Genomic DNA, 25177 nt, shown 5'->3' with positions numbered 1-25177 from the left:
CGAGTGCCGGCGCTCGGGGACCGCAGTGTGGAGCTGGCGCCGGTGTCCGCCGAGCGGCGAGTGCCGGGGCTCGGGGACCGCAGTGGGGAGCTGGCGCCGGTGTCCACCGAACGGGGAGTGCCGGCGCTCGGGGACCGCAGTGTGGAGCTGGCGCCGGTGTCCGCCGAGCGGCGAGTGCCGGGGCTCGGGGACCGCAGTGGGGAGCTGGCGCATGACGGCGCCCGGCGGTAGGACCGTCGCGGTCTGGCGCAGTTGCCTGCTGCCCGGCTCGGAGACCTTCATCCGCCACCAGGGCGGCGCGCTGACCCGCTGGCGACCGGCCTACCTGGGCGCCGTCAAGGTCGCGTCCCCGATCGCCGCGGACACGGACGTGATCGCCTTCCCGGACGCCGCCGGCCGGACGGGCTGGTTCCTGCTGCGGCTGACCGGGAGATCGGCCCGGCTGCGCCGCCTGCTGGCCGGACTGCGCCCTGCGGTGGTCCACGCGCACTTCGCCGGTGACGGCTGGCTCATCAGCCGGGCGGCCGCCCAGCTGGGCATCCCCCTGGTGGTCACCCTGCACGGTCTGGACGTGACGAGCCAGGCCCGGCGACCCGGCCTGCGCGGCGCCCGGCACCGCCGGCACCTGCGGACGGTGTTCGCCCGCGCCACCCTGATCATCGCCGTGTCGGAGTTCATCCGGGACCGGGCCGTGGAGCTGGGTGCCGACCCGGCGAAGATCCGCGTGCACCACACGGGCGTACCCCTCGCCGGCGTCCCGGCAGCGGTACCGCCGCGCTGGGACATAGTCTTCGTCGGGCGCTTCGTCGCCAAGAAGGGCATCGACGACCTGCTGGAGGCCGCCGCGATGGTCGGGGACCTGCGCCCGCGGATGCTGTTCATCGGCACCGGCCCGCTGGAGGACACGAGCCGCCGCCGTGCTGCGGAGCTGGGCCTGGACGCGACATTCCTGGGCGCGCAGGACTCCGCTGTGGTGCGGCGGTCGCTGGCCGAGGCCAAGGTGTTCGTCTCCCCGTCGAAGACGGCGCTCGACGGTGACACCGAGGGGCTGCCGACCACGATCCTGGAGGCGGGCAGCGCGGGCCTGCCGACGATCTCCACGTACCACAGCGGGATCCCGGAAGCGGTGGTGCACGGGGAGACCGGCCTGCTCTGCCCCGAGGGTGATCGCCCGGCGCTGGCTGCGGCCATCCGGCAGGTGCTCACCGACCACGAGCTCCGGGGCCGCCTGGGGCGTCAGGCTCGCCGGCACGTGGAAGCCCATTTCGACCTGGACGACCAGACCGGGCGGCTCGAGCAGCTGTACGAGGCCGTCTGCGGGCGGCCCGCGGCCTCGGCCGGATCGCATCCGACGGCGTCGGCCGGATCCTGTGTGGCTCCGGCTTCGGCTGGATCGCACCCCAGGGCGTCGGCCGGATCCCGTACGGTTCCGGCCTCGGCCGGATCGCACCCGACGGCGTCGGACCGGTCCGGCGCGGCCACGCGCGGATCCGGATCCGCGCGGACGTGACCACAACTGTCTACGTCGCGCTGGGCACCCGCCGGATCGCCGCGGCGGTGCACCACGTCGGCGCCCTCGTTGTGGCCGGCACGCGTGTCACCCTGCTCCACACCGACCGGACGGAATGGGCACAGGTTCAATTGCCGCCCGCGGTGACGGTGCATCGGCTGGGCGCGGCCGACGCCCGACGGCTGCTGCTGGCCGCCGACGGCCCGTTGCCCGACGAGGGGCTGCTGATCGCCGGGGACCCCGAGGCGCTGGCCGTGGCGTGGTTCGTCGGCCGCCGGCGTCCGGGCGTGTCCATCCGCCTGGAGCCCTCGCCGGAGCCGGCACGGCGTACCGCGCCGGCCGACCTGGCCGTCGTGACGCCCTGGTACCCCTCGCCCGACGACCCGTACGCGGGGGCGTTCGTGCAGGCCTCGACCGCCGCAGTGTGGCTGGACCACGACCGGGTCTCGATCCTGCACACGCAGAACTGGTACTACTCGCCGACGGGCGTGGCCGGCAACCGCGTCGGGGTCGCCGCGGAACGGCAGGCGGCCCGGTCCGGCCACGCGGTCGTGCTCGACACACCCGAGGGCGAACTGACCCGGGTGGCGGTGCCCACTGCGGCCGGCCGCGGCTACCCGGCGTTCGCCGAGGCGCAGGTCCGGGCCCTGCGCGCCACCCTGCCGACCGGCCGGATCGAGGCGCCGGTCGTGCACGCCCACACCGGCATGCTGGGCGGGGTCGTGGCGATGCGGCTGGCCCGCCCGGACGCCCGGATCGTGGTGACCGAGCACGCGACCTTCCTGCCCGAGGTCCTCGCCCAACCCGCCGCCCGCGACCAGTACGCCGAGATGCTGTCCCGCGCCGACGCCCTGCTCTGCGTGGGCCGGCACCTGCTCGACCAGCTCACCGACTACTTCCCCGAGCACGCCCACAAGCTGAGCATCGTGCCCAACGCCATCGACTTCGACCGGTTCACGGTCCGCGAACGCCCACCCGGCGAGTTGTCACGCTGGCTCTACGCCGGACGGCTGATGGCCCACAAGGGCGTGCTGACCCTGGTCGACGGCTTCGCCAGGATCGCCGCCGAGGACCCTCGGGTGAGCCTGACCCTGGTGGGGACGGGCCCGCTGGCGGACGCCCTCGACCGGCGGATCGCCGGCCTGGGCCTCAGCGGCCGGATCACCCGCCGGCCGGCCGTGCCGCCGGACCAGGTGACCGCGCTGATGCACGAGCACGACCTGCTCGTGCACGCCAGCCGGCTGGAGACCTTCGGCATGACGGTGGTCGAGGCGGTCGCCACCGGTACGCCCGTGCTGGTCGCCCGCAGCCAGGGCCCGGCAGAGACGCTGGCCGGGATCGAGCACCAGGCCGGACTGATGATCGAGCCCAGCGAGGATCCGGACGTCATCGCCGACGGCTACCGCCGGCTGTGCAAGGAGCTGGACACTCTGGACCTGCCCCGGGCCCGCGCGACCCTGGCGGCGCGCTACGGCTTCGCTGCGGTGGCTGGCCGCCTCCGCGAGGTCTACCAGCCCGGCGCGGCCGCCCCTGCGCCACCGGCCGTTCCCCAGCAGTCGCCGGGAAATCGTCGCCGGATGTTCCGCCTGGTGCGGTTTTCCGCCGTCACCGTCCCCGACCGGGTCCTGTCCGGCGTCCAGCGGGCGACGTCCGTGCTGCCAACTCCCGGCCCGGAAGCCGTCATCCGCTACCTGCGGCGGATCCCGGCGGTCATCGGCGACCGGATCCCGCGCCGCTGAGCCAGACCTGAACTAGACCATTCTGAGGTCGGGCGACTCCGGGCTCACATACACCCAGAGGTCGAGGATCGTGCCGTCGTCGAGGGCGGGATCCAGCTCACCGACCCTGTTCCAGCCTTCCGACTCGTAGAGGGCGATCGTCGAGCACCGCCCGTTGCCCGAACGCCCGCGCCTGTCCGGCAGCGTGCCGCAGCAGCACCCGGCCCGGACCGTTCCGGCACAGGCCCGGCGCAATGAACAGCCGCGACACCAGGACCAGCGCGTCCGGCGACGGCCGGCGTCGGGTCCTCCGTAGGGGCAATGCAGGGCGACGTGCCCGACGATCCGGGCCGTTGGTCTCGGCCGCTACGACCGCGTCGTGGTGCTGCTCAGCACGCTGCTGACCCGCCGGAGCAGATCGTCCGCGGTGAACGGCTTCTCGATGAAGGCGATGTCCGGGTCCAGCACATGGGTCGAGCCGAGCAGCCCGTTGCTGTACCCCGACATGAACAGCACCGGCAGTCCGGGGTGCCGGGCCGCCAGCAGCTCGGCGAGCCGCGGACCGGACATCCCCGGCATGATCACATCGGTCAGCAGCAGGTCACAGCCCTGGTCGCGGTCCAGTTCCAGCGCCTCCGGCCCGGATGCCGCCGACAGTACGCGGTAGCCGCCCTGACTCAGGATGCGGGCGACGATCCGGCCGAGCGCCGGTTCGTCCTCGACGACCAGCACCGTTTCCTGGTGTCCCTGCGGCACGGCCGCCTCGACCGCACGGGTGACCCCCGCGCCCTGCGCTGTCTCGACCAGGGGCAGGTACACCCGGAAGGTGGTGCCGACCCCGGGCTCCGAGTACACGTTGATGCTGCCGCCCGCCTCCGCCACGATGCCGTACACGGTGGACAGTCCCAGGCCGGTGCCCTGGCCGCGCGGCTTGGTGGTGTAGAACGGCTCGAAGATGTGCGCGGCGACCTCCGGCTCGATGCCCTCGCCGGTGTCGCTGACCTGCAACCGGGCGTACGCGCCGGGCGCCAGCTCGGGGTGCATGTCGAGCTGGTGCTCGTCCAGCCGGGCCCGGTCCGCCTCGATCACCAGCGTGCCGCCCTGGGGCATCGCGTCGCGGGCGTTGAGTGAGAGGTTCAGCAGCACCTGCTGGATCTGACCCGCGTCGGCGTGCACCGTCAGCGGCGCCGGGGCCGGCTCGGTCCGCAGGTCGATGTCCTCGCCGATGGTGCGGTGCAGCATCGCCCGGACCTCGTCGATGGACGCGTTCAGGTCGATGTCCTGCGGCTGGATGGTGTCCCCGCGGGTGAAGACCAGCAGCTGGTGGGTGAGGCTGATGGCCCGGTCGGCGGCGATCCGGACGTGTTCCAGGTCGGCCCGTACGGCGGGGTCGGCCGACTGCTCGGCCGCGAAGTCGGTGTAGTTGACGATGATCGCCAGGATGTTGTTGAAGTCGTGGGCGACCCCGCCGGCGAGCTTGCCGAGGCTCTCCATCCGCTGGGCCTGGTGGGTGCGTTCCTCCACCTGCCGGCGGCGCTCGGCCGCCTGTTTCGCCGCGGCGATGTCGCGGGCCACCACCGAGACCCCGATGATCGTGTTGTCGCGGCCCCGGATGGGGGCCACGCTCACCGCGATCTCGAGCGGCGAGCCGTCCTTGTGCACCCGGGTCGCCTCGTAGTGCAGGCTGCGTTCACCCGCGACGATCCGCGACAGGACGTCGGACTGCTCGCCGAGCCCCGCGCTGTCGGCCAGCATCGACGCCGGGTGCCCGACCACCTCCGCCGCGGTGTAGCCGAAGAGGCGTTCCGCGCCGCCGTTCCAGGCGGTGACCGTGCCGGCCGGGGTGACGCCGATGATCGCGTCGTCGCTGTGCTCCACGACGGCGGCGAGCGTGGCGCGGTGGCTCTCGGCCAGGTCGTGAGCTGCCCGCTCGCGGGCGTCGGCCACGTCCAGGTGCTGCTGGCCGGTGGGGTCGGGGTAGATCGCGCCCCGGCGCAGCATGACGCCGTAGCCGCGCCGCAGCGTCCAGTAGTAGACGCCGACGGCTGCCGTGAGCAGATCCCAGCAGGCCGCGGCCCAAGATCCGGCGGTCATCCCGGCGTGGGCGTGCCCGGAGACCAGCGCACGGTACGCCGCGGAAGCGTGGAAGCCGTGCCCGACCGCGCAGCTGAAGAAGATCAGCGCGGTCGCGGTGGCCAGCCGGTTGGTACGCAGCTGCCCGGCGCGCGCCACCGGGACGGCGATCGCGGCGGTGACCGCTGCGTACGCCACCATGATGACGGTGTTGCCGAGAAGGAAGATCTGGTCCGGCACACCCGTCTGTTCGGACCGGAAGCTGCGGTACTTAGCGGGCGGCGCCGGTGCGTTCGGCGGTGGCGGTGCTCTGCTCGTCCGGGGGAGCGGCCGGCACGGTGAACCAGAACCGGCTGCCACCGCCCGGATTCTCCCGCACCCCGACCTCGCCGCCGTGGCGTTCGATGATGCGGTGCACGATGGCCAGTCCCAGCCCGGTGCCGTGGTACGGCTGGCTGCCGTCCGCCCTGATGAACGGGTCGAACACGGTCGCGCGCTGGGCCGCCGGGATGCCGATGCCCCGGTCGGCGATCTCGATGCGCCAGCCGCCCGCCTCCAGCGCCGTGCCGGTGATCTCCAGGCACGGCTGCTGCCCGGCGGGGGTGTACTTCAGGGCGTTGCCGACGAGATTGTCGACGACCTGGCGCAGCAGGACCGGGTCCCCGTCGACGCCGGGCAGCGGCCCGATCATGATCGTGGGCTGTTGCCCGCCCGTGCCGCCGACCCGGTCCCGGATCACCTCGGCCACCAGCCGGTTCAGATCCACCTCGGTACGCCGTAACGTCCGATTGTCCGCTGTCGCGTAGTTCAGCAGGTCGTCGATCAGCGACTGCATCCGCTGGGCGCCCCCGTACAGGCGCTCCAGGAACTCCCGGTGCTCCGGCTCCAGCCGGGGCGCGGCCTCCTCCCGCAGGAAGTCGGCGTAGCCGGTGATCCGCGCCAGCGGGCTGCGCAGGTCGTGGGCGACGACGCCGGCGAAGCCGACCAGTTCCTCCTCGCGCCGGCGCAGCTGCTGCTCGACCGCCTCCCGGCGGTTGATGTCGTCGCGCAGCGCCGCGGTGGCCGCGTCGACCCGGCGCAGCGCGCGGTCGCGGGAGCTGACCACGGTGCCGGTCAGGGCCGCGAGCAGCGCAGTGATCAGCGTGCCGATCAGGGCGGCGACGACGTCCAGGTGCAGCGCGGTGCCGGCCAGCACCAGCTCGGTGGGCGCGACGGTGACCTGCCAGGTGCGCTGGGGCACCGGGATCGGCAGGGTACGGGCGGGCCGGCTCTCGTCGATCGCCGCGCTCGGCAACCGGCGCCCGACCGGGGTGGCGACGCCGTTCGACGCGTCCGAGAGCGTCACGGCGACCGTCTCCCCGGCGATCCGGCTGATCGCCTCCTGGAGGAAGTCGCCGCCGCGCAGAGCCATCACCATCCAGCCCCGGAACTGCCCGGCGTCACTCGCCGACGGGGAGGTGGAGTAGACCGGCGCGGCCAGCGCGAAGCCCAGCTGCTGGGCCTCGTGCGGTACGGCGGCGTCCTGCAGCAGGCGGTAGCTCGCACTGACCGCGACCTGGTGACCTTCGCGGGCCTGGCTGAGCGCCGCCGCCGCCTCAGGTGCCGCCGCGAGGTCCTGGCCCGCGGCTGAGCCGCTGCCGTCGATGGCCCGGTTCAGGACCACGAACAGATGCTCGGAGGTGTGCCCCGGCGCCGGCTGCAACCGCAGGCCGGGGTGGCCGGCGCGGCGCCATGCGGCCTGGACCCGGGGAATTTCGGGGTCGGTGGCCGGCACGACCAGCGCCACGCCGGTGGCACCGGGCAGCCGTTGCCGGTCCGTCGCGGCGGTGATCGCGTCGAACTCCGGTCTCGACAGCTGCGCCTGGGCGCCGACCGCGGCGGCGAGGTCGAGCAGGGAAGTGGTGTAGCGCCGCATCTCGGCGGTCAGGGTGCGCGCGACCATCGTGGTCCGCTGCTCCAGCGCCTGATCGAAGCGGTCCTCGGCGGCCCGCCGCAGCGCGCCCACCGCCAGCACGGTACCGATCATGCCGAGCGCCACGACGAGAACGACGATCCGCGACCGACGTCCCCGGGCGCGGGGTGCACCGCCGGCCGGGGTCTGCACCGTCGGCGCGGGTATCACTCGGCTCAGGCTACGCGGCCGGCCGGCCCGGCACGGGCGGATCGGGCGAACCGTCCCTGCGGCTGATCGGCGGCCGGCGGGTCGGCCGGCCGCCCTGGCGGTCAGTAGCGGAAGGTGCTGACCAGCCCGTTCAGCGTCGCCGCGGCGTCGACGAGCGACCGGGCGGTCGTCTGCGTGGTCTGCGCGCCCGCGCTGGCCTGCTCGGCGGCCTGGGCCACGCCGACGATGTTGGTGGCGATCTCGCCAGCACCGACGGCCGTCTCGCCGACGTTGCGGGACATCTCCTGAGTCGTCGCGGTCTGCTCCTCGATGGCCGACGCGATGGTCAGCTGGGTGTCGTTGATCTCGGTCACCACGGTGGAGATCCGGGCGATGACGGCCGCCGCCGCGCCGGAGCCCTGGCTGATCGCCTCGACCTTGCGGGCGATCTCCTCGGTGGCCGACGCGGTCTGCTGGGCCAGCTCCTTGACCTCGCCGGCGACCACGGCGAAGCCCTTGCCGACCTCGCCCGCGCGGGCGGCCTCGATGGTGGCGTTCAGGGCGAGCAGATTGGTCTGCGCGGCGATGTCGGTGATGAGCTTGACCACGGTCCGGATCTCGGCCGACGAGGCGCCGAGGCGGGTCACGGTCTCGTCGGCCTCCCGCGTGGCCTGCACGCCGCCGCGGGCGATGTCGCTGGCCCGGGAGGCGCTGCGCGAGATCTCCGCGATGGAGGCGTTCATCTCCTCCGCGGACGCCGCCAGCGTCGACACGATGGTGGAGACCTCCTCGGCGCTGGCGCTGACCACCCCGGCCTGCGCGCTGGTCTCCTCGGCGCCACCGGCGAGCTGGGTGCTGACCGTACTGAGCTCGTCGGCGGCGTCCGACACCTGCCGCGCCCCGGCGGCGACCGCGGCGACCAGCTCCTGCATCCGGTCGGCGAAGCGGTTGAAGCCGCCCGCCGCCTCGGCGATCTCGTCCCGGGCGTCGTCGTGGATCCGCTGGGTCAGGTCGCCGTCGCCGTCGGCGATCTCGGCGAGCCGGTGGTTGAGGGTGCCGAGCGGCCGGATGATGGACCGGACCAGCACGAAGGCGAGCACGGCGCCGAGCAGGACGGTGAGCGCGCCGGACGAGACCATGACCACCGAGGACCGGTCGGCGGCGGCCGAGGCGTCGGTCATCGCGGCGGTGGACCGGGCGTCGATCGAGGACGTGAGCGCGTCCACGCTCGTGGCGATCTCGTTGAAGATCTTGATCTCGTCGACGGCCACCAGCTGGTTGGCCCGCGCGACCTGCGTCGCGGCGCCGCTGCGGTACGCCTCGACGATGGTGCGGTCCAGCGCGGAGAACTCGTCGAAGTGCTGCGTGATGCGGTCGATCAGCTCCGCCTCCGCGGCGGTGATGCGGGCACCGCGAACGGCCTGCAGCTCCTGGCGGAACGAGGCGGCCGAGGCAAGGAACGCGGCGCGCGCCTCGGCGGTGTCGGCGGCGGCGCCGTCGACCCCGCGGACGATGTCGAACGCGTACGCGGTCTGCCAGCCGTTGAAGTCCGCCGACCGGAACTTGACCTGCTTGGCGAGCTGGTTGGCGGTCGAGTAGTCGGCGAGGGTGGCGGTCGCGCGCGACTGGTCGGCGATGGCTGACAGTCCGACAGCCACCACCGCGGTCAGCAATGCCAGCAGCACCACCATGGCGGCGACCAGCCGGCTACTGATGCGGATCCTGCGCAACCCGACCTTCATGTGTCCCTCGCCCCGTTCCTCGGCATGCTTCCTATGTCCGGATCGGCCGCGGTACCGCCGGTCTGAGAAGTCAGCGCCGACATCTCCGGCCATGGCTGTACCCTGCCCGCTGTGGATCACCAGCCCCCGCCCGCGCCGCCCGGCCCGCAGTACCCGGCCTACACGCCGCCGCCCCCGCCCCGGCCGGCCTGGAACGGCAAGACCAACGGCTTCTCCATCGCCTCCCTGGCCCTGGCCCTGCTGGGTTGCGCCGGGCTGCCGAGCATCATCTTCGGCGTCATCGGCCTGCGGCAGAGCAAGCGCAACGGCGACCGGCGGGGCCGCTTCTACGCGATCGCGGGGCTGGTCGTCTGCGGCCTCTGGGTGCTCGCCATCGCGGTGGCGATCGGCGTGGCCGCCGTACGGGATGCCGCCGACGGCCCGGACCGCGACGCCGGCGGCGCGATCAACGGCGCTCGCGAGATCAAGGTGACCGAGCTGCGGGTGGGTGACTGTCTCAAGGACATCAGCTCGCAGACCGGCAGCTACGTGAACGTGGTGCCCTGCTCGACGACGCACTACACCGAGGTCTTCGCGGTGTTCCCGCTGCCGGAGGGCGAGTGGCCGGGCGACGGACGGGTCAAGGAGGCGGCCGAGGCCGGTTGCGGTGACCGCTACGCCGACTATGCCGGCGTGAAGCTGGACGAGGACTCGTGGACCGTGCTGGCCGTGCCGCCGGAGAAGCTGGACTGGCCGTCGGAGCCCGACGTGCTGTGCCTGGCCCACCACCTGCGGGTGCCCACGACCGGCTCGCTACGCCGCTGATCCCGCTGCGCGGGCAGCGGGACCGGCGGATCGGCGGGATTCAGCCGGCCAGGGCCGGGCGGCGCATCAGCCGCGCCCGCAGCGGCGGCAGCCAGCGCACCAGCGCGGCGGTCCGCTCGTTGGAGCCGTAGGCGAGCAACGTCAGGAAGACGCCGTAGACTGGCAGGTGCCCGAGCAGCTCGGTGCCCCCGAAGAGCAGCAGGGTCGCGTTGAACGGGATGCCCGCGACCAGGACGGCCACCTGGGGCAGCGCGCCGGAGATCACCAGCAGGCCGAACAGCAGCTCGGTGGCGCCCGCGACCGCGACGAAGGTGTCCGGGCTCAGGTGGATGCCGACCAGCGAGAAGACGTCGAGCTGCGGGTAGAGGTGCAGGGTCTCGCGGGCCAGTGCGGGGTTGGCCAGTTTCTCCGCGAAGGCGAGCGTGATCAGGGCGCCACCAGCACCGAGCCGCAGGCCGAACAGCGCCCGGCGCAGGGTCGCGGCGTCCGGCTCCACCCGGCCGAAGGTCTCGTCCGACGGCGGCACGAAGGCCAGGAACACCGCCACGCCGAGCAGGTCCATGGCCGAGAGCAGCCCGACCGGCCCGGTGAGCAGCAGGGCCAGCGGCCCGATGACGGTGAGGGCCAGTGCCGCGGGACGCAGCCGGATGCCCGTGATGAACCAGATGCCCAGCGCGCCCTCGGCGAGCAGCAACGCCACGCCGCCGGTCAGGTGCTCGACCTCGAGGTCGTGGGTGAGGAAGTGGCCGGTGACCGCGGCGGCCAGCAGCGAGACGCCCAGGTGGATGGCGAGCAACCGGGGGACGTACGGGATGATCCGGCCGGCGAACCGCAGCGGCCGCAGCTCCGGCGTGGGCAGGTACCGCACGGCGACATACCGCCACCCGATGGTGGCCAGGACGACCGCGACGATCAGGCCGAAGGTGACCGGCCGCAGGGCGAACGCCCAGTCGGTGGGGTAGGAGCCGGGCTCGTCGACGAACCATTTCTCGTGCGCCGAGGCGGGGGAGGGCGACGCCAGCAGCGCCACGGCGGCGGCGCCCGCAACGGCGGCACCACGTCCCAGAGTGACCTTCATCGTTCCCGCTCCCTGTGCCCCGGCGCCGCTCTGTCGCGGCGCCTGTCCTGCTGTACGTCGTCCTTTCTACGGGTGGGTTGAGCTCTGTGGGGCGCCGGCGGCCCAGGTCAGGACCAAAGTCCCGGGCATTCGGGACCCTCTGCGGGGACAGGGCCCGCCAGGGCGGGGCGGGTTCAGGGATTGGCGCGGCCGAGCGTGCTCTGGCGGGGGATCAGGCGGTGCTCGGCCAGCAGCTCCACCCCGGGCACCGGGCCCGGGCTGCCGATCCGCATGATCAGCCGGTCCACCGCCAGCTGCGCGATCGCGGTCTTGTCGGGCGAGATGGTGCTGATCGTGGGATGGCTGTAGCGCCCGTCCTCGATGTCGTCGTAGCCGATGATCGCGATGTCCTCGGGGATGCGCAGCCCGCGCTCCAGGATGGTGTGGATCGCGCCGGAGGCGACCAGGTCGCTGTAGCAGAACACCGCGTCCGGTGGGTCGGCCCGGTCGAGCAGCGCGGCCATCGCGGTCACGCCGTCGATCCGGTTGAACCGGGCGGTGCTGATGATCAGCGATTCGTCGACCGGGAGCCCGGCGGCGGCGTGGGCCGCGCGGAAGCCGCGGGTGCGCAGCTGGGCCGCCTCGCCGGTCGCGTACGGCTGGTCGCCGATGGCCGCGATCCGGCGCCGGCCCAGCGAGATCAGGTGGGTGACGGCGTCGGTCGAGGCGGCGATGTCGTCGATGCCGACGTGGTCGAACGTGCCGTCGGAGACGCGTTCGCCCAGCACGACCAGGGGCAGGGCAAGATCACGCACGGTGAGATCCTGCTGGGACAGGCCCAGCGGACTGATGATCATGCCGTCGAAAAGGAAGCCCCGCGAGCCGCGGCCGATCAGCTCACCCTCGTGCTGCCGGTCGCCGTCGGTCTGATCGATCAGGACGTTGTAACCGCCCTTGCGGGCGGCCGGGATGATCGCCTGCAGCAGCTCGGCGAAGTACGGCGTGTCCAGGTACGGCACCACGACAGCGATCTGCCCCGACCGCCCGTTGGCCAGGTTGCGGGCGAGCACGTTGGGCCGGTAGCCGAGTTCGGCGATGGCCCGCTCGACCTTCTCCCGGGTCGCCGGCGCCACCTGGGCGTAGCCGTTCACCACGTTGGAGACCGTACGGGGGGACACCCCGGCGAGCTCGGCAACGTCACGCAGTGTGATGTCGCGCATGAGGCCCCTCCTTGCTGAGGCGGGCGACGGTGTGCCCGAGGTGACGATCGTATTTCCGAGAGGTTGCCTCTTGCCAGAGCCGTGGAGCCGGTGCATAGTCCTTTGCAGCGCTGCAATCGTAACTTACAACACACTTCACCGGGGATGGACGCCACGGTCGTCCGGGCTCTCTCCCGCGGTTCCGGTCCCGCCTGCTGACTACGCAGAGCGAGGAGCGGCGATCCCCCATGCGCGAAATCCAGCCAGGAGGCCACCGAATGAGTTCCCGGAAGAGCCCGACCATGAGACGTCTCATCATTGCGATGCCCGTGCTGTCCCTCGTTCTCGGCGTGGCCGCCTGTTCGGGCGGCGACGAGGGTGGCGGCACCTCGGCCAAGCCGACGAACTGCACCAACAAGATCGTTCACCCGGAGGCCAAGGCCGTGTCGGTCTGGGCCTGGTACCCGAACATGGCCAAGGTCGTCGACAACTTCAACAACGCCCACACCGACGTGCAGGTCTGCTGGACCAACGCGGGCCAGGGCGCCCCGGAGTACGCCAAGTTCCAGACGGCGATCTCCGCGAAGAAGGGCGCACCCGACGTGATCATGCTGGAGGCGGACCAGCTGGTCGGCTTCGAGATCCAGGAGGCCCTGGTCGACCTGGCGCCGTTCGGGGCCAACGACGTGAAGGCCAAGTTCAGCGCGGGCGCCTGGAAGGACGTCTCGCAGGGCGACGCCGTGTACGCCATCCCGGTCGACGGCGGCCCGATGGCGATGATCTACCGCACCGACGTCTTCGCGAAGTACGGGATCAAGACCCCGCCGAAGACCTGGGCCGAGTACGCCGAGGCCGCCGCCAAGGTGAAGGGTGCGGGCGGGCCGAACTTCGGCGACTTCGGCAGCAACGTGCCGGCCGTGGCGACCGCGCTGATGATCCAGAAGGGCGCCGACCCGTTCACCTACGACCTGGCCGACAAGCAGAAGATCACCATCAAGCTCGACGACCAGGCCACCAAGGACGTGCTCAACTACTGGGGTGGGCTGGCCACGAAGAAGCTCATCGGCACCGAGGACCAGTTCACCACCGACTACATCGCCGGCGTGGTCAACGGCAAGTACGCGACCTACGTCTCCGCCGCCTGGGCGCCCGGCTACCTGACCGGGGCCGGCGTCGGCAGCGGCAAGGAGAAGGGCAAGTTCGCCGTGGCGCCGCTGCCGCAGTGGGACGCGAACGCGCCGGTCTCGGTCAACTGGGGCGGCTCGACCTTCGCGGTGACCTCGCAGGCGTCCGACAAGAAGGCCGCGGCCGAGGTGGCCAAGGGCCTCTACGCCGACGAGGCGTCGCTGACCGACGGCTGGAAGACGCAGACCATCTTCCCGCTCAACCAGGACGTGCTGAAGTCCGACGCGTTCGTCACCAACAAGGTCGACTTCTTCAACGGGCAGACGGCGAACAAGGACATCTACATCCCGGCCGCGAACGCGTACCAGGGTGCGACGTACAGCCCGTTCACCGTGTACTACTACGCCCAGCTGCAGGCCCAGATCGTGAAGATCAACAGCGGCAAGACCACGGGTGACCAGGCCGCCACCGAGCTGCAGGACATCATGGTCAAGTACGCCAAGAGCCAGGGCTTCACCGTCCAGTGACCGCCGGCCGGACGGCCGCCCGGGTCCACCGTGCGGCGGCCGTCCGCCCCCATCCGTGGCTGCGACGACGCCGCAGAGGAGACGTGAACCCCATGGCCGTCATCAGATCGACCCCACCCGCGGCGCTGCGCGACAGCACCGGCGTACCCCGGGCCACCGCGCCGCCCCGGCGCCGCCGATCGGCGCGCCGCGGCGCCGCCGGCTGGCTCTTCATCTTCCCGTTCCTGGTCGTGTTCGCGGTCTTCCTGGTCGCGCCTCTGCTGTACGCGGGTTACCTGAGCCTCTACACCAAGGGACTCGCGACCGGCACGACGTTCGCCGGGATCGACAACTACACCCGGGCGTTCACCGACCCGTCGTTCCTCAGAGGACTCTGGCTGGTGCTGCGGTTCAGCCTCGTGGTGATCCCGCTGCAGATGCTCGTCGCGCTGGTCGCGGCGCTGGTGCTGGACGAGGTCACCGGCCGGCTGGCCCGCTTCTCGCGGCTGATGATCTTCCTGCCGTACGCGGTCCCGGCCGTGCTCGGCGCGCTGATGTGGGGCTTCCTCTACAGCCCCAGCTTCGGTCCGCTGGAACAGATCTCGTCGCTGTTCAACGTGCAGGCGCCGTTCCTGCTCAGCCAGGGCAACATCTTCTACGGCCTGCTCAACGTGGTCACCTGGCAGTGGTCCGGCTACTACATGGTGATCATCTACGCCGCGCTGAAGAGCATCGACACGTCCGTCTACGAGGCGGCCCGCATCGACGGGGCGAGCTCCCGGCAGATCGCACTGCGCATCAAGGTGCCGATGGTGTCGTCCGCGTTCGTGCTGATCCTGGTCTTCTCGCTGATCGGCACGCTGCAGTTCTTCGCCGAGCCGCAGATCCTCGGGCCGATCGCCAACGGCTCGGTCACGCCCGACTTCACCCCCAACATCTACGCGTTCAACCTGGCCTTCGCCTACGCCCAGTTCAACTACGCCTCGGCGATCTCGTTCGCCCTGGGCTTCGTGGTCTTCCTGGCCGTCGCCGTGTTCATGGTCGTCACCCGCAAGCGAGGGAGCATCTTCACGTGAGCCACCGCCACCTCGGGGCGAAGCTGTTCCTGCTCGCCCTGGTCTGCTACTTCCTGGTCCCGGTCTGGTGGCTCGTCGTGGCCAGCACCAAGAACGCCGAGGGCCTGTTCTCCGGCTCGGGCGCCCTGTGGTTCCACGGCTTCCACCTCGTCGACAATCTGAAGGACCTGGTCACCTTCAACAACGGCGAATATCTGCGCTGGCTGGGCAACTCCGTGCTGTACGCGCTGGCCGGCGGGATCGGCTCGACCGTCATCTCGGTGCTGGCCGGCTACGGCTTCGCCAAGTTCAGCTTCCGCGGCCGCAACCTCACCTTCGCCCTGGTGCTCGGCTCGGTCATGGTGCCGCTGACCGCCCTGGTCATCCCGACGTTCGTGATGATGAGCAACGCCGGGCTGACCGACACGGTCTGGGCGGTCATCCTGCCGTCGCTGCTGAGCCCGTTCGGCGTCTACCTGATGCGGGTCTACACCTCGGCCTCGGTGCCGGACGAGCTGCTCGACGCGGCCCGCATCGACGGCGCCGGTGAGCTGCGCACGTTCCTGCGGGTGGCGCTGCCGCTGATGCGCCCCGCGGTGGTCACCGTGCTGCTGTTGTCCGTCGTGGCGACCTGGAACAACTACTTCCTGCCGCTGACCATGCTGTCCGACTCGAAGCTCTACCCGCTCACCGTGGGCATCGGCCTGTGGTCGCAACTGGCCAGCTCCAACAACGGCGGCGGGCAGTCGCTGTGGAGCCTGATCATCACCGGTTCGCTGGTGTCCGTCGTCCCGCTCGTCATCGCCTTCCTCACCCTGCAGAAGTACTGGCAGGGCGGGCTCGCCGTCGGCAGCCTCAAGTGACATCCCCCTCGACCCCCGGGAGACCCGTGCTTTCCGCCAGCTTCACCCTCGATCCCGCGTTCACCGTCGCGCCGGTGTCCCGCCGTACCTTCGGGTCCTTCGTCGAGCACATGGGCCGCTGCGTCTACACCGGGATCTACGAGCCGTCGCACCCGACCGCGGACGCCGACGGTTTCCGCCAGGACGTGCTCGCGCTGACCCGCGAGCTGGGCGTCTCGGTCGTGCGGTATCCCGGCGGCAACTTCGTCTCCGGCTACCGCTGGGAGGACGGCATCGGCCCGGTCGCCGACCGGCCGGTGCGCCGGGACCTGGCCTGGCACAGCCTGGAGACCAACGAGATCGGCATCGACGAATTCATGCGCTGGGCGCGCAAGGCCGGGGTGGAGGTGATGTACGCGGTGAACCTCGGCACCCGCGGCGTGCAGGAGGCGCTGGACGTGCAGGAGTACCTGAACCAGCCCGACCGCACCCACCTGGCCCGGCTCCGGCAGGCCAACGGCGCGACCGAACCGTACGGCATCACCATGTTCTGCCTCGGCAACGAGCTCGACGGCCCGTGGCAGACCGGGCACAAGACCGCCCACGAGTACGGCCGGCTGGCCATGGAGACGGCCCGGGCGATGCGCAGTGCCGAGCCCGGGCTGGAGCTCGTGGCCTGCGGCAGCTCGTCCTCCTCGATGCCGACGTTCGCCGCGTGGGAGGCCGAGGTCCTCGAACTGACCTACGACGCCGTGGACTACATCTCCGCGCACGCCTACTACGAGCCGGTCAACGGCGACCTGGGCAGCTTCCTGGCCTCGGCGGTCGACATGGACCACTTCGTCACCAGCGTCGCGGCCACCGCCGACAGCGTCGGGGCCAAGCTCAAGAGCGCCAAGAAGCTCAAGATCTCCTTCGACGAGTGGAACGTCTGGTACCAGAGCGCCTTCCAGGCGACGCAGGAGACCGAGTGGCGGGTGGCCCCGCGGGTCATCGAGGACTCGTACACCGTCACCGACGCCGTGGTGGTCGGCAACCTGCTGATCTCCCTGCTGCGGCACAGCGACCGGGTCACCGCCGCCTGCCAGGCCCAGCTGGTCAACGTGATCGCCCCGATCCGCACCGAGGCGGGCGGCCCGGCGTGGCGCCAGACGATCTTCCACCCGTTCGCGCTGACCTCCCGCCTGGCCCGCGGCGAGGTGCTGCGCGTGGAGCCGCGGTCGCCGCGGTACGACACCGCCCGCTTCGGCTCGGTGCCGCTGCTGGACGCGGTCGCCACCCACGACGCCGGCAGCGGCGACGTCACTGTCTTCGTGGTGAACCGGCACCTCACCGAGAGCCTCGACCTGGTGGTGTCGCTGGCCGGCTTCGGGGCGGGTCTGCGGGTGACGGAGTCGTGGACGCTCGCGGACGAGGACCTCCACGCCATGAACACGGCCGACGACCCGGAACGCGTGGTGCCCGGCCCGGCCAAGGACGCGGACGTCACCGACGGCGTCCTGCGGGCGAGCCTGCCCCCGGTGTCATGGACCGCGATCCGGCTCACCACCGGCTGATCAGAGACGATCGGCCGGCCACGGCGACGCTGTTCCACCGACCAGGCCGGACGGCGTCGCCGCGGCGGGGGCGGCCTGCCCGGAGCCGATCGGGAATCGATGAACGAGCAGAACCGCACCGACGAGGACGACCGGCACTGTGAGCCACCGCAACGGCGGCAACGGCAGGGCCAGCACGGTCACGCACATGGCGCCGAAGCCGGTCACGGGCCACCGCCGCTGCCACGCGTACCGCAGGTGGTCCCGCCGGCTCGTGGTGCCCCGATGGTGCAGCGGCAGGCCGACGGCCAGCAGGCCGACCAGAAAGCCGCTCAGGGCCAGGATGAGCACGACGTTGACGATTGGCACGGCCAGCACGGGAGCCAGGATCACGAGAGTGACCGGCAGGACCAGCGTGGCCAGGACCGCCTGCGTCAGGCAGAACCGGACGGCGGCGAACCACCCGGGTGGTGCCAGGCCGGACGGCGGGTTGCCGCGCTCGAGCCACCGGACGAGAAGAACGCAGAAGGGCGCCCCGGCCAGGATCCCGAGCGGGACCAGCACGAGTCCGACCAGGAACTCGGCCAGGCCGCACACGGCCCAGAACACGAGCTGCTCGAGCGCGTCGTGCAGCAAGCCCCAGCCCTCGGCCCATCCGGTGGCCCAGGCGGCGATGCGCCGGGCTGAATCTGCGACCGCGGCACGCATCTCCCACAGGATCACGGCGACGATGAGCGCCGGTACCAGGGCACACAGCCACAGCCGGGGAAGGCGCCCGAAGGTGGCCGTGCCGCGCCAGAAGATCGCGACTCCGGCGCCGAGGTCCCGGCCCGCCGAGGCGGTCTTCCGTACGGTCCGGCCCGGGGGGATTCCGGCGGCGACGGGTACGCGGACGGCCGGGTCGGCTCCGGCCACCGCTGCGCTTCCACGACCTGCTCAACGGCACCGCGCACGCGGGGGAACGCCTTCTCCGGGGTCCTGGGCGAACGGCCGAACCCGTACCGGCCGACCAGCCGACCAGCCATCGAGTGACCACGGCGATCAGCCCGGGCGGCCCCGAACCCGGGCGATGAGGTCGGTGGTGGACACCCCGGCGGTGTAGTGGACCAGCCGCAGCCGGCCGGCCGCGGCCACCGGCCCGTAGACCTCGGCGATCGCCTCCGGGGTGATGTCGTCGCCGTGCACGACCAGCGCGATGTCTTGCTCGTCCAGGAACTCGAGCGTCACCCGGTCCGGCGCCGCGGGCACGACCTCGTCGACGTACCGGCACGCCCCGATCACGGCGACCCGTTCGGCCAGCGTCATGATCGGCCGCCGCTTGTACGCCGCCGCCACCTCGTCGGACAGCACGCCGGCGATCAGCTGGTCGCCGTGCTCGCGGGCCGCCCTCAGCAGGGCCACGTGGCCGGGGTGGAAGAGGTCGCCGACCATGTCCACGTACACGCGCATCGCGTCTCACTGCTCCCAGATGGCGGTGGCCGACAGCGGCTCGGCCTCCTCGAAGACCAGCAGGGTCCGGGTGTTCACGATGCCCGGCATGCCCTGGATGACGTCCAGGACCAGCCGGCCCAGGGCGGCGTTGTCCCGCGCCCGGACCAGCAGGATCGCGTCGAACTCCCCGCCGACCAGCGCGATGTGCACGACCCCGGGCAGCGCGCGCAGCTGCTCGCCCACGTCCCGCCACTCCGCCTGGTGCAGGTTCACCGTCACGTAGGCGGAGGTGCCCAGGCCCGCCGCGACGGGGTCGATGTCGGCCCGGAAGCCCTTGATCACGTTCGCGGTGCGGAGCCGTTCCACCCGGGCGTAGGCGTTGGCCCGGGAGATGTGCAGGTGCTCGGCGAGGGTGCGCATCGACATCCGGCCGTCGCGGGTCAGCTCGGCCAGGATCTGCCGGTCGATGTCGTCGAGGGCGCTGGCCACTTGTCTTGTCCTCCTCGGCTCCGGGCGCCGTTGCCCGGACGATTGGCCGCCTCAGTGCGGCATCACCCGTACATCTTCTCGGTTTTTCCCGGGATGTGGAAACCGATTGGTCGGCGAACGACCATGTCTGCATGACACGTGACCCGCACCACCTTCTGCCGTCGGCCGAGCCGGTCACGCTCATCGACCCGCACGGACGAGCCGTCGACGCCCCCGCCTACCCCGCCCCGGACGACGCGGCGCTGCTGCGGGCCTTCGCGGCCCTGGTCACCGCGCGCCGGCTCAACGATCAGGCGTACGCGCTGGTCCGCCAGGGCCGGCTGGCCGTCTACCCGTCCTCGCACGGGCAGGAGGCCTGCCAGGTCGCCGCCGCGCAGGTGCTCTCCGACGGCGACTGGCTGTTCCCGACGTACCGCGACACGGTCGCCGCGGTGGGCCGCGGTGTGGACCCGGTCGAGGCGCTGTCGCTGCTCAAGGGCGACTGGCACTGCGGCTACGACCCGTACGAGCACAACGTCGCGCCGCACGCGACGCCGCTGGCCACCCAGCTCCCGCACGCCGTGGGGGTCGCGCACGCCGCCCGGCTGCGCGGCGAGCCCACGGTTGTCCTGGCGCTGTGCGGTGACGGCGGCACCAGCGAGGGCGATTTCCACGAGGCGCTCAACTTCGCCGCGGTCCTGCGCGCGCCGGTCGTCTTCTTCGTGCAGAACAACGAGTACGCCATCAGCGTCCCGCTGGCCCGGCAGACCGCCGCCCCGTCCCTGGCGCACAAGGGCATCGGCTACGGCGTACCGGGGGAACGCGTCGACGGCAACGACACCGCCGCTCTGCTGGCCGTGCTCGGAGCCGCCGTGCGGCGCGCCCGCGCCGGCGAGGGGCCGCAGCTCATCGAGGCGCACACGTACCGGATGCAGGCCCACACCAACGCCGACGACGCCACCCGCTACCGCCCGGACACCGAGGTCGCGGCCTGGGTCGAGCGCGACCCGATCACCCGGCTCGAGACCCACCTGCGCGAGCGGCACCTGCTGGATGACGCGCAGCTCGCGGACATCACGGCGGAGGCCGAGAAGGTCGCCACCCACCTGCGTGACGGCCTCAACCGCGACGTCGAGCCGGACCCGGCGATGCTGTTCGACCACGTGTACGCCAGTCCCACCCCGCAGCTCACCGAGCAGGCCGCGCTGGTCGCCGACGAGCTCGAGCGCGAAGGAGCGCTGCGATGACGGTCACGGCCACCGACCACGTCAAGCTGACGATGGCCCAGGCGCTCAACCGGGCCCTGCGTGACGCGATGGCCGCGGACCCGGCGGTGGTGGTCTTCGGCGAGGACGTCGGGGCGCTCGGCGGCGTCTTCCGGATCACCGACGGCCTGACCGCCGAGTTCGGCGACAACCGGTGTTTCGACACGCCACTGGCCGAGTCCGGCATCGTCGGCGTGGCGGTCGGCATGGCGATGAACGGCATGCGCCCGGTGGTGGAGATGCAGTTCGACGCGTTCGCGTACCCGGCGTTCGAGCAGATCGTCAGCCACGTGGCGAAGATGCGGAACCGCACCCGCGGCCGGGTCACGCTGCCGATGGTGATCCGGGTGCCGTACGCGGGCGGCATCGGCGGGGTCGAGCACCACTGCGACTCCTCCGAGGCGTACTACGCCCACACGCCCGGCCTGCACGTGGTCGCCCCGGCGACGCCGGCGGACGCGTACGGGCTGATGCGCGAGGCGATCGCCGCGGACGACCCGGTGATCTTCCTGGAGCCCAAGAAGCTCTACTGGGCCAAGGAGGAGGTCGAGCTCGGCGCCCCGGTGCCCGGCATCGGCACCGCCGTGGTGCGCCGGGAGGGCACCGACGCCACACTGATCGCCTACGGACCGTCCGTACCGGTCGCCCTCGAGGCCGCCGAAGTGGCCGCCGCCGAGGGCCGCAGCCTGCAGGTGGTCGACCTGCGTTCGATCGTGCCGTTCGACGACGAGACCGTGTGCGCCGCCGTGCGCAGCACCGGCCGGGCCGTCGTGGTCGCGGAGGCGGCCGGCTTCGCCAGCGTCTCCTCCGAGATCGTCGCCCGGGTCACCGAGCGCTGCTTCCACGCGCTGGCCGCCCCGATCCGCCGGGTGACCGGCTTCGACATCCCGTACCCGCCGCCGAAGCTCGAGCACTTCCAGCTGCCCGGCGTGGACCGCGTCCTGGACGCCGTGGACGACCTGCAGTGGGAGGACTCGTGAGCACGCAGACCTTCCTGCTGCCCGACCTCGGCGAGGGACTGACCGAGGCGGAAGTGGTGCGCTGGCTGGTCGAGGAGGGCGACACCGTCGAGGTCGACCAGCCGGTGGTCGAGGTGGAGACCGCGAAGTCGCTGGTCGAGGTGCCGACGCCCTATGCGGGCCGGATCGCGACCCGGCACGCCGCCGAGGGCGTCACGCTGGAGGTCGGCAAGCCGCTGCTCACCGTCGCGGCGCTGGTCCCGGAGGCGGAGACCTACCGCGAGGAGGAGCAGGCCGGATCCGGCAACGTCCTGATCGGGTACGGCACGACGGGCGCGACGGTCACTTCCCGGCGCCGTCGCCCGCGGGGCCGGCAGGCTCCGGCTGTGCTGCCGCACCGGGTGCCGCTGGTGGTCTCGCCGCTGGTGCGGCGGCTGGCCCGGGAGGCCGGCCTGGACCTGGCCACCGTCGAGGCGACCGGTCCCGGCGGGGTGATCGTGCGGGCCGATGTCGAGCGCGCCCTGGCGCGCGTGACGGTCGCGCCCGCCCGATCGGCCGGTGTCGCGGCCGCCCCGGCGCCCGTCACCGCGGCCGGTCCGCCCTCTCCGACCTCGGCCGCCGCCCCGGCTGCGCCGGCCTCGTTCGTTGCGGCCTCTCCGGCCTCGTTCGCTGCGGCTGCGCCGGATGGTCCGGCGTCGGCCGCTCCGGTCGTGCCGGGGGAGCGCCGGATTCCGTTGACCGGCTTCCGCAAGGCGGTCTCGGCCGCGCTGACCCGAAGCCGCGCCGAGATCCCCGAGGCCACCGTCTGGGTCGATGTCGACGCCACCAGGCTCTGGGAGCTGCGCCAGAGCACCCCCGGCCCGGGCCTGCTCGCCTACCTCGCCCGGTTCGTCGTGGCCGGCCTGCGGCAGTACCCGATGCTCAACGCCCGGGTGGACACCGAGCGGCAGGAGATCGTCGAGTTCGACCGGATCAACCTCGGCCTCGCCGTGCAGGGGGAGCGCGGCCTGGTCGTGCCCGCGGTCGTCGGCGCCGAGACCATGACCACCGGGCAGCTCGACGAGGAGATCCGGCGGGTCACCGCGAGCGCCCGGGAGGGCCGCGTGACGGCGCAGGAGGCCGGGACCTTCACGCTCAACAACTACGGCAGTTTCCGGGTCGACGGCAGCGCCGCGATCATCAACCATCCGCAGGTGGCCATCCTGGGCTTCGGCCGCATCCTGGACCGGCCCTGGGTCGTCGACGGCGAGCTGTGCGTCCGCAAGATCACCCAGATGAGTTTCGTCTTCGACCACCGGGTCTGCGACGGCGGAACGGCGGCCGGCTTCATGCGCAGCGTCGCCGACGCCATCGAGGATCCGGCCTCCGCGATCGCCCGCCTCTGACCAGCGGCTGAGCCCAGGTATGCGCTTACCGGGGAAACCGCTCTGAGGCATTGACATCGGCTGTGGTCGATTCCTAACCTGCGTTGATTCGTTTCAGCCAGGAGGGGTCGCCATGCCGGGTCCGCTGCGTCCGTACCGTCGATGGGGGATCCTCCTGGCCTCCGGCCTGCTCCTGGTCGGCGGCTCGCCGCCCGCCGAGGCCGCGGCGCAGCGGCCCGCCGGCCCTGTCCTGGAACATCTCGACCGGGGCCTGGTGGCCGCGGCCACCGCCGACGGCGTGTTCCTGAGCTGGCGGCTGCTCGGGCCCGAGGCGACCGGCGCGACCGCGACCGGCCTGGCCGGGCCGGACTTCCGGGTCTACCGCGACGGCCGTCCTGTCGCGCTGGTCACCGACAGCATCAACTGGCTCGACCCGGAGGGCACCCCGGCGTCCCGCTACCGGGTGGCCGCGGTCGTCCGCGGGCGCGAGGCCGGCCGCAGCGCCGCCGTCACCCCGTGGGCCGGCGGCCACCACGACCTGCCGCTGCGCAAGCCCGCCGACGGTGTGACCCCGAGCGGGCAGGCCTACACCTACACGGCCAACGACATGAGCGTCGGCGACGTCGACGGTGACGGCCAGTACGAGTACGTCGTGAAGTGGGACCCGTCCAACTCCAAGGACGTCTCGCTGGTCGGCTACACCGGACCGGTCCTCCTGGACACGTACCGGGCGGACGGCACCCTGCTCCACCGGATCGACCTGGGCGTCAACATCCGGGCCGGAGCGCACTACACCCAGTTCCCGGTGTACGACTTCGACGGTGACGGCCGCGCCGAGCTCATGCTCAAGACGGCGCCGGGCACGAGCGTGATCCGGTACGACGCGAGCGGCCGTGAGGTGTCCCGGCGTCACATCACGATGCCCCGCGCCGACGTGCGCGCCGGTTACCGGCACACCGACGACTACCGGCTCAGCGCGGCCGGCTACCGCGAGCACCTGGTGACGATGTTCCAGGGCTGGACCGGGCACCCGGAGGTGGTGGCCGGGCGCTGGCCGGCGACGCTGGAGGCCGCGTTCGGCATCGCCCCGCGGTACGCGTACCCGCTGTCGCGCGCCGACGCCGGGGCCCTGGCCGACTACTTCATCGACGTGTACGCCCCGTCCCGCAGCGCCCGCAACAACCTGCGGGCCTTCGAAGGCTTCATCCTCGACGGCCCGGAGTATCTGACGGTGTTCGCCGGTGCGACCGGCCGCGAGCTGCAGACCGTGCACTATCAGCCCGGACGGCACGACGACGGGCTGATGTGGGGCGACTATGCACTGCCTCGGATAGAGCCGGGCAACCGCGTCGACCGGTTCCTGTCCGGGGTGGCCTATCTCGACGGCCGGCACCCGTCGGCCGTGTTCGCCCGTGGCTACTACACCCGCACCACGCTGGTCGCGTACCGCTGGGACGGCCGCCGGCTGACCGAGAACTGGTCCGTGGACAGCGGCTGGACCCCGATGAGCAACCCGTTCAACGACAACCCGCACGGCCGCGACGGCACCGACCCGCGCTACGCCACCCTCACCAACCAGGGCTTCCACTCGCTCAGCGCGGCCGACGTGGACGGCGACGGACGCCAGGAGATCGTGTACGGAGCCGCGACCATCGACGACGACGGCAGCCTGCTGTACTCCTCGTTCGACACCCTCCCCGAGGGCAGCGCGGCGCCGGGGCAGCGGGTCCGGCTCGGCCACGGTGACGCCATGCACGTCACGGACATCAACCCGGACCGGCCCGGCCTGGAGACGTTCACGGTCCACGAGAACGGCACCGGCGCCCCGTACGGCATGGCTCTGCGGGACGCGGCCACCGGCGAGGTGCTCGCCGGCACGTACTCCGGGCGCGACACCGGGCGCGGGATGATCGGCGACGTGCTGCCGGAGGTCCGCGGCATCGAGTCCTGGGCCAGCATGCCCGGCGGCTCGGAGGCATCCGGCCTGCACACAGCGGCGGGTGCGGTCCTGCCCGGGCCGGTGCCGGGCACCAACCAGAGCATCCGCTGGGCCGGCGACCTGACCACCCAACTGGTCAACGGCGCGGCCGAGGTCACCCCGACCATCGACGACTGGCGGCGCGGCACTCTGCTGACCGCGACGGGCACGCTGACCAACAACGGCACCAAGGGCAACCCGTCCCTGGTCGCCGACATCCTGGGCGACTGGCGCGAGGAACTGCTGGTCCGCACGGCGGACAGCACGGCGATCCGGATCTGTGTGAGCACCGAGCTCACCGGGCACAAGCTCTACACGCTCATGCACGATCCGCAGTACCGGGTCGAGGTGGCCCGCCAGCAGACGACCTACAACCAGCCCTCGTACCCGGGCTTCTATCTGGCCTCGGACACCGACTGGCGGAACGTGCCGCTGCGCCGCTGAG

The 25177-nt window shown here is 72.1% G+C and carries 20 protein-coding genes; 12 read left to right on the top strand and 8 right to left on the bottom strand.

The features are described from left to right. The 3 genes from AB0C12_RS31915 to AB0C12_RS31905 form a co-directional block, all read left to right on the top strand. Positions 1–231, top strand: a 231-nt coding sequence (locus AB0C12_RS31915) for a hypothetical protein (RefSeq protein WP_360553574.1), incomplete at its 5' end; no start/stop codon positions are given. Continuing rightward, positions 212–1510 (top strand): glycosyltransferase, encoded by a 1299-nt coding sequence (locus AB0C12_RS31910; RefSeq protein ID WP_360553573.1) that lies wholly within the window; start codon positions 212–214, stop codon positions 1508–1510. The genes AB0C12_RS31915 and AB0C12_RS31910, both read left to right, overlap by 20 nt. Further along, positions 1507–3249, top strand: a complete 1743-nt coding sequence (locus AB0C12_RS31905; protein ID WP_360553572.1) for a glycosyltransferase family 4 protein — start codon at positions 1507–1509, stop codon at positions 3247–3249. The genes AB0C12_RS31910 and AB0C12_RS31905 overlap by 4 nt, the downstream gene beginning before the upstream one ends. 345 nt (positions 3250–3594) lie before the next feature. Here the strand turns inward: AB0C12_RS31905 and AB0C12_RS31900 are convergent, their stop codons facing one another. The 3 genes from AB0C12_RS31900 to AB0C12_RS31890 all read right to left on the bottom strand — a co-directional run bounded on the left by AB0C12_RS31900 (position 3595) and on the right by AB0C12_RS31890 (position 9144). Then, positions 3595–5541 (bottom strand): ATP-binding protein, encoded by a 1947-nt coding sequence (locus AB0C12_RS31900; protein WP_360553571.1) that lies wholly within the window; start codon positions 5539–5541, stop codon positions 3595–3597. Positions 5542–5572: 31 nt separating this feature from the next. Beyond that, positions 5573–7423: an ATP-binding protein gene (locus tag AB0C12_RS31895; RefSeq protein WP_360553570.1), complete on the bottom strand. Its 1851-nt coding sequence runs from the start codon at positions 7421–7423 to the stop codon at positions 5573–5575. A 101-nt stretch (positions 7424–7524) separates the two neighbouring features. Next, complete coding sequence (locus AB0C12_RS31890; protein ID WP_360553569.1) at positions 7525–9144, bottom strand: methyl-accepting chemotaxis protein; 1620 nt, start codon at positions 9142–9144, stop codon at positions 7525–7527. A 111-nt stretch (positions 9145–9255) separates the two neighbouring features. Here AB0C12_RS31890 and AB0C12_RS31885 point away from each other — a divergent pair, with 111 nt between their 5' ends. Then, positions 9256–9948, top strand: coding sequence for a DUF4190 domain-containing protein (locus tag AB0C12_RS31885; RefSeq protein ID WP_360553568.1), 693 nt, complete (start codon positions 9256–9258; stop codon positions 9946–9948). A gap of 40 nt (positions 9949–9988) precedes the next feature. Here the strand turns inward: AB0C12_RS31885 and AB0C12_RS31880 are convergent, their stop codons facing one another. Together AB0C12_RS31880 and AB0C12_RS31875 are read right to left on the bottom strand one after the other, a co-directional pair. Then, positions 9989–11026 carry a hypothetical protein gene (locus AB0C12_RS31880; RefSeq protein ID WP_360553567.1) on the bottom strand — a complete coding sequence of 346 codons (1038 nt, stop codon included), beginning with the start codon at positions 11024–11026 and terminating at the stop codon, positions 9989–9991. A 173-nt stretch (positions 11027–11199) separates the two neighbouring features. Then, positions 11200–12225, bottom strand: a complete 1026-nt coding sequence (locus AB0C12_RS31875) for a LacI family DNA-binding transcriptional regulator (RefSeq protein ID WP_360553566.1) — start codon at positions 12223–12225, stop codon at positions 11200–11202. 281 nt (positions 12226–12506) lie between these two features. Between AB0C12_RS31875 and AB0C12_RS31870 the strand changes: the two genes are divergently transcribed. The 4 genes from AB0C12_RS31870 (at position 12507) to AB0C12_RS31855 (ending at position 17288) form a co-directional block, all read left to right on the top strand. Then, complete coding sequence (locus AB0C12_RS31870) at positions 12507–13856, top strand: extracellular solute-binding protein (RefSeq protein ID WP_360553565.1); 1350 nt, start codon at positions 12507–12509, stop codon at positions 13854–13856. 92 nt (positions 13857–13948) lie between these two features. Next, positions 13949–14911, top strand: a complete 963-nt coding sequence (locus AB0C12_RS31865) for a sugar ABC transporter permease (RefSeq protein ID WP_360553564.1) — start codon at positions 13949–13951, stop codon at positions 14909–14911. Beyond that, positions 14908–15753, top strand: a complete 846-nt coding sequence (locus tag AB0C12_RS31860) for a carbohydrate ABC transporter permease (protein ID WP_360553563.1) — start codon at positions 14908–14910, stop codon at positions 15751–15753. The genes AB0C12_RS31865 and AB0C12_RS31860 overlap by 4 nt, the downstream gene beginning before the upstream one ends. 26 nt (positions 15754–15779) lie before the next feature. Next, entirely contained in the window at positions 15780–17288 is a 1509-nt protein-coding gene (locus tag AB0C12_RS31855; RefSeq protein WP_360553562.1) for an alpha-N-arabinofuranosidase, read from the top strand. Here AB0C12_RS31855 and AB0C12_RS31850 read toward each other — a convergent pair whose 3' ends face one another. From AB0C12_RS31850 to AB0C12_RS31840, 3 genes are all read right to left on the bottom strand, one after another. After that, entirely contained in the window at positions 17289–18182 is an 894-nt protein-coding gene (locus tag AB0C12_RS31850; protein WP_360553561.1) for an EI24 domain-containing protein, read from the bottom strand. A gap of 126 nt (positions 18183–18308) precedes the next feature. Further along, positions 18309–18716 (bottom strand): adenylyltransferase/cytidyltransferase family protein, encoded by a 408-nt coding sequence (locus tag AB0C12_RS31845; RefSeq protein ID WP_360553560.1) that lies wholly within the window; start codon positions 18714–18716, stop codon positions 18309–18311. Positions 18717–18722: 6 nt separating this feature from the next. Next, positions 18723–19187, bottom strand: coding sequence for an Lrp/AsnC family transcriptional regulator (locus AB0C12_RS31840; protein ID WP_360553559.1), 465 nt, complete (start codon positions 19185–19187; stop codon positions 18723–18725). 131 nt (positions 19188–19318) lie between these two features. On the opposite strand from AB0C12_RS31840, the gene pdhA reads away from it, so the two are divergent. The 4 genes from pdhA to AB0C12_RS31820 all read left to right on the top strand — a co-directional run bounded on the left by pdhA (position 19319) and on the right by AB0C12_RS31820 (position 25176). Then, positions 19319–20413 carry a pyruvate dehydrogenase (acetyl-transferring) E1 component subunit alpha gene (gene pdhA, locus AB0C12_RS31835; protein WP_360553558.1) on the top strand — a complete coding sequence of 365 codons (1095 nt, stop codon included), beginning with the start codon at positions 19319–19321 and terminating at the stop codon, positions 20411–20413. After that, positions 20410–21411, top strand: coding sequence for an alpha-ketoacid dehydrogenase subunit beta (locus AB0C12_RS31830; RefSeq protein WP_360553557.1), 1002 nt, complete (start codon positions 20410–20412; stop codon positions 21409–21411). Before pdhA ends, AB0C12_RS31830 begins: the two co-directional genes overlap by 4 nt. Continuing rightward, the gene (locus tag AB0C12_RS31825) at positions 21408–22775 is read left to right on the top strand and encodes a dihydrolipoamide acetyltransferase family protein (RefSeq protein ID WP_360553556.1); all 1368 of its coding nucleotides are present in this window, start codon (positions 21408–21410) and stop codon (positions 22773–22775) included. Before AB0C12_RS31830 ends, AB0C12_RS31825 begins: the two co-directional genes overlap by 4 nt. Before the next feature lie 112 nt (positions 22776–22887). Further along, entirely contained in the window at positions 22888–25176 is a 2289-nt protein-coding gene (locus AB0C12_RS31820) for a rhamnogalacturonan lyase (protein ID WP_360553555.1), read from the top strand. Position 25177 lies beyond the last annotated feature (1 nt).

Origin of the sequence: Actinoplanes sp. NPDC048967 (assembly GCF_040649415.1) — a bacterium.
Classification (GTDB): domain Bacteria; phylum Actinomycetota; class Actinomycetes; order Mycobacteriales; family Micromonosporaceae; genus Actinoplanes.
This window is presented reverse-complemented; position numbering and strand designations above follow the sequence as displayed.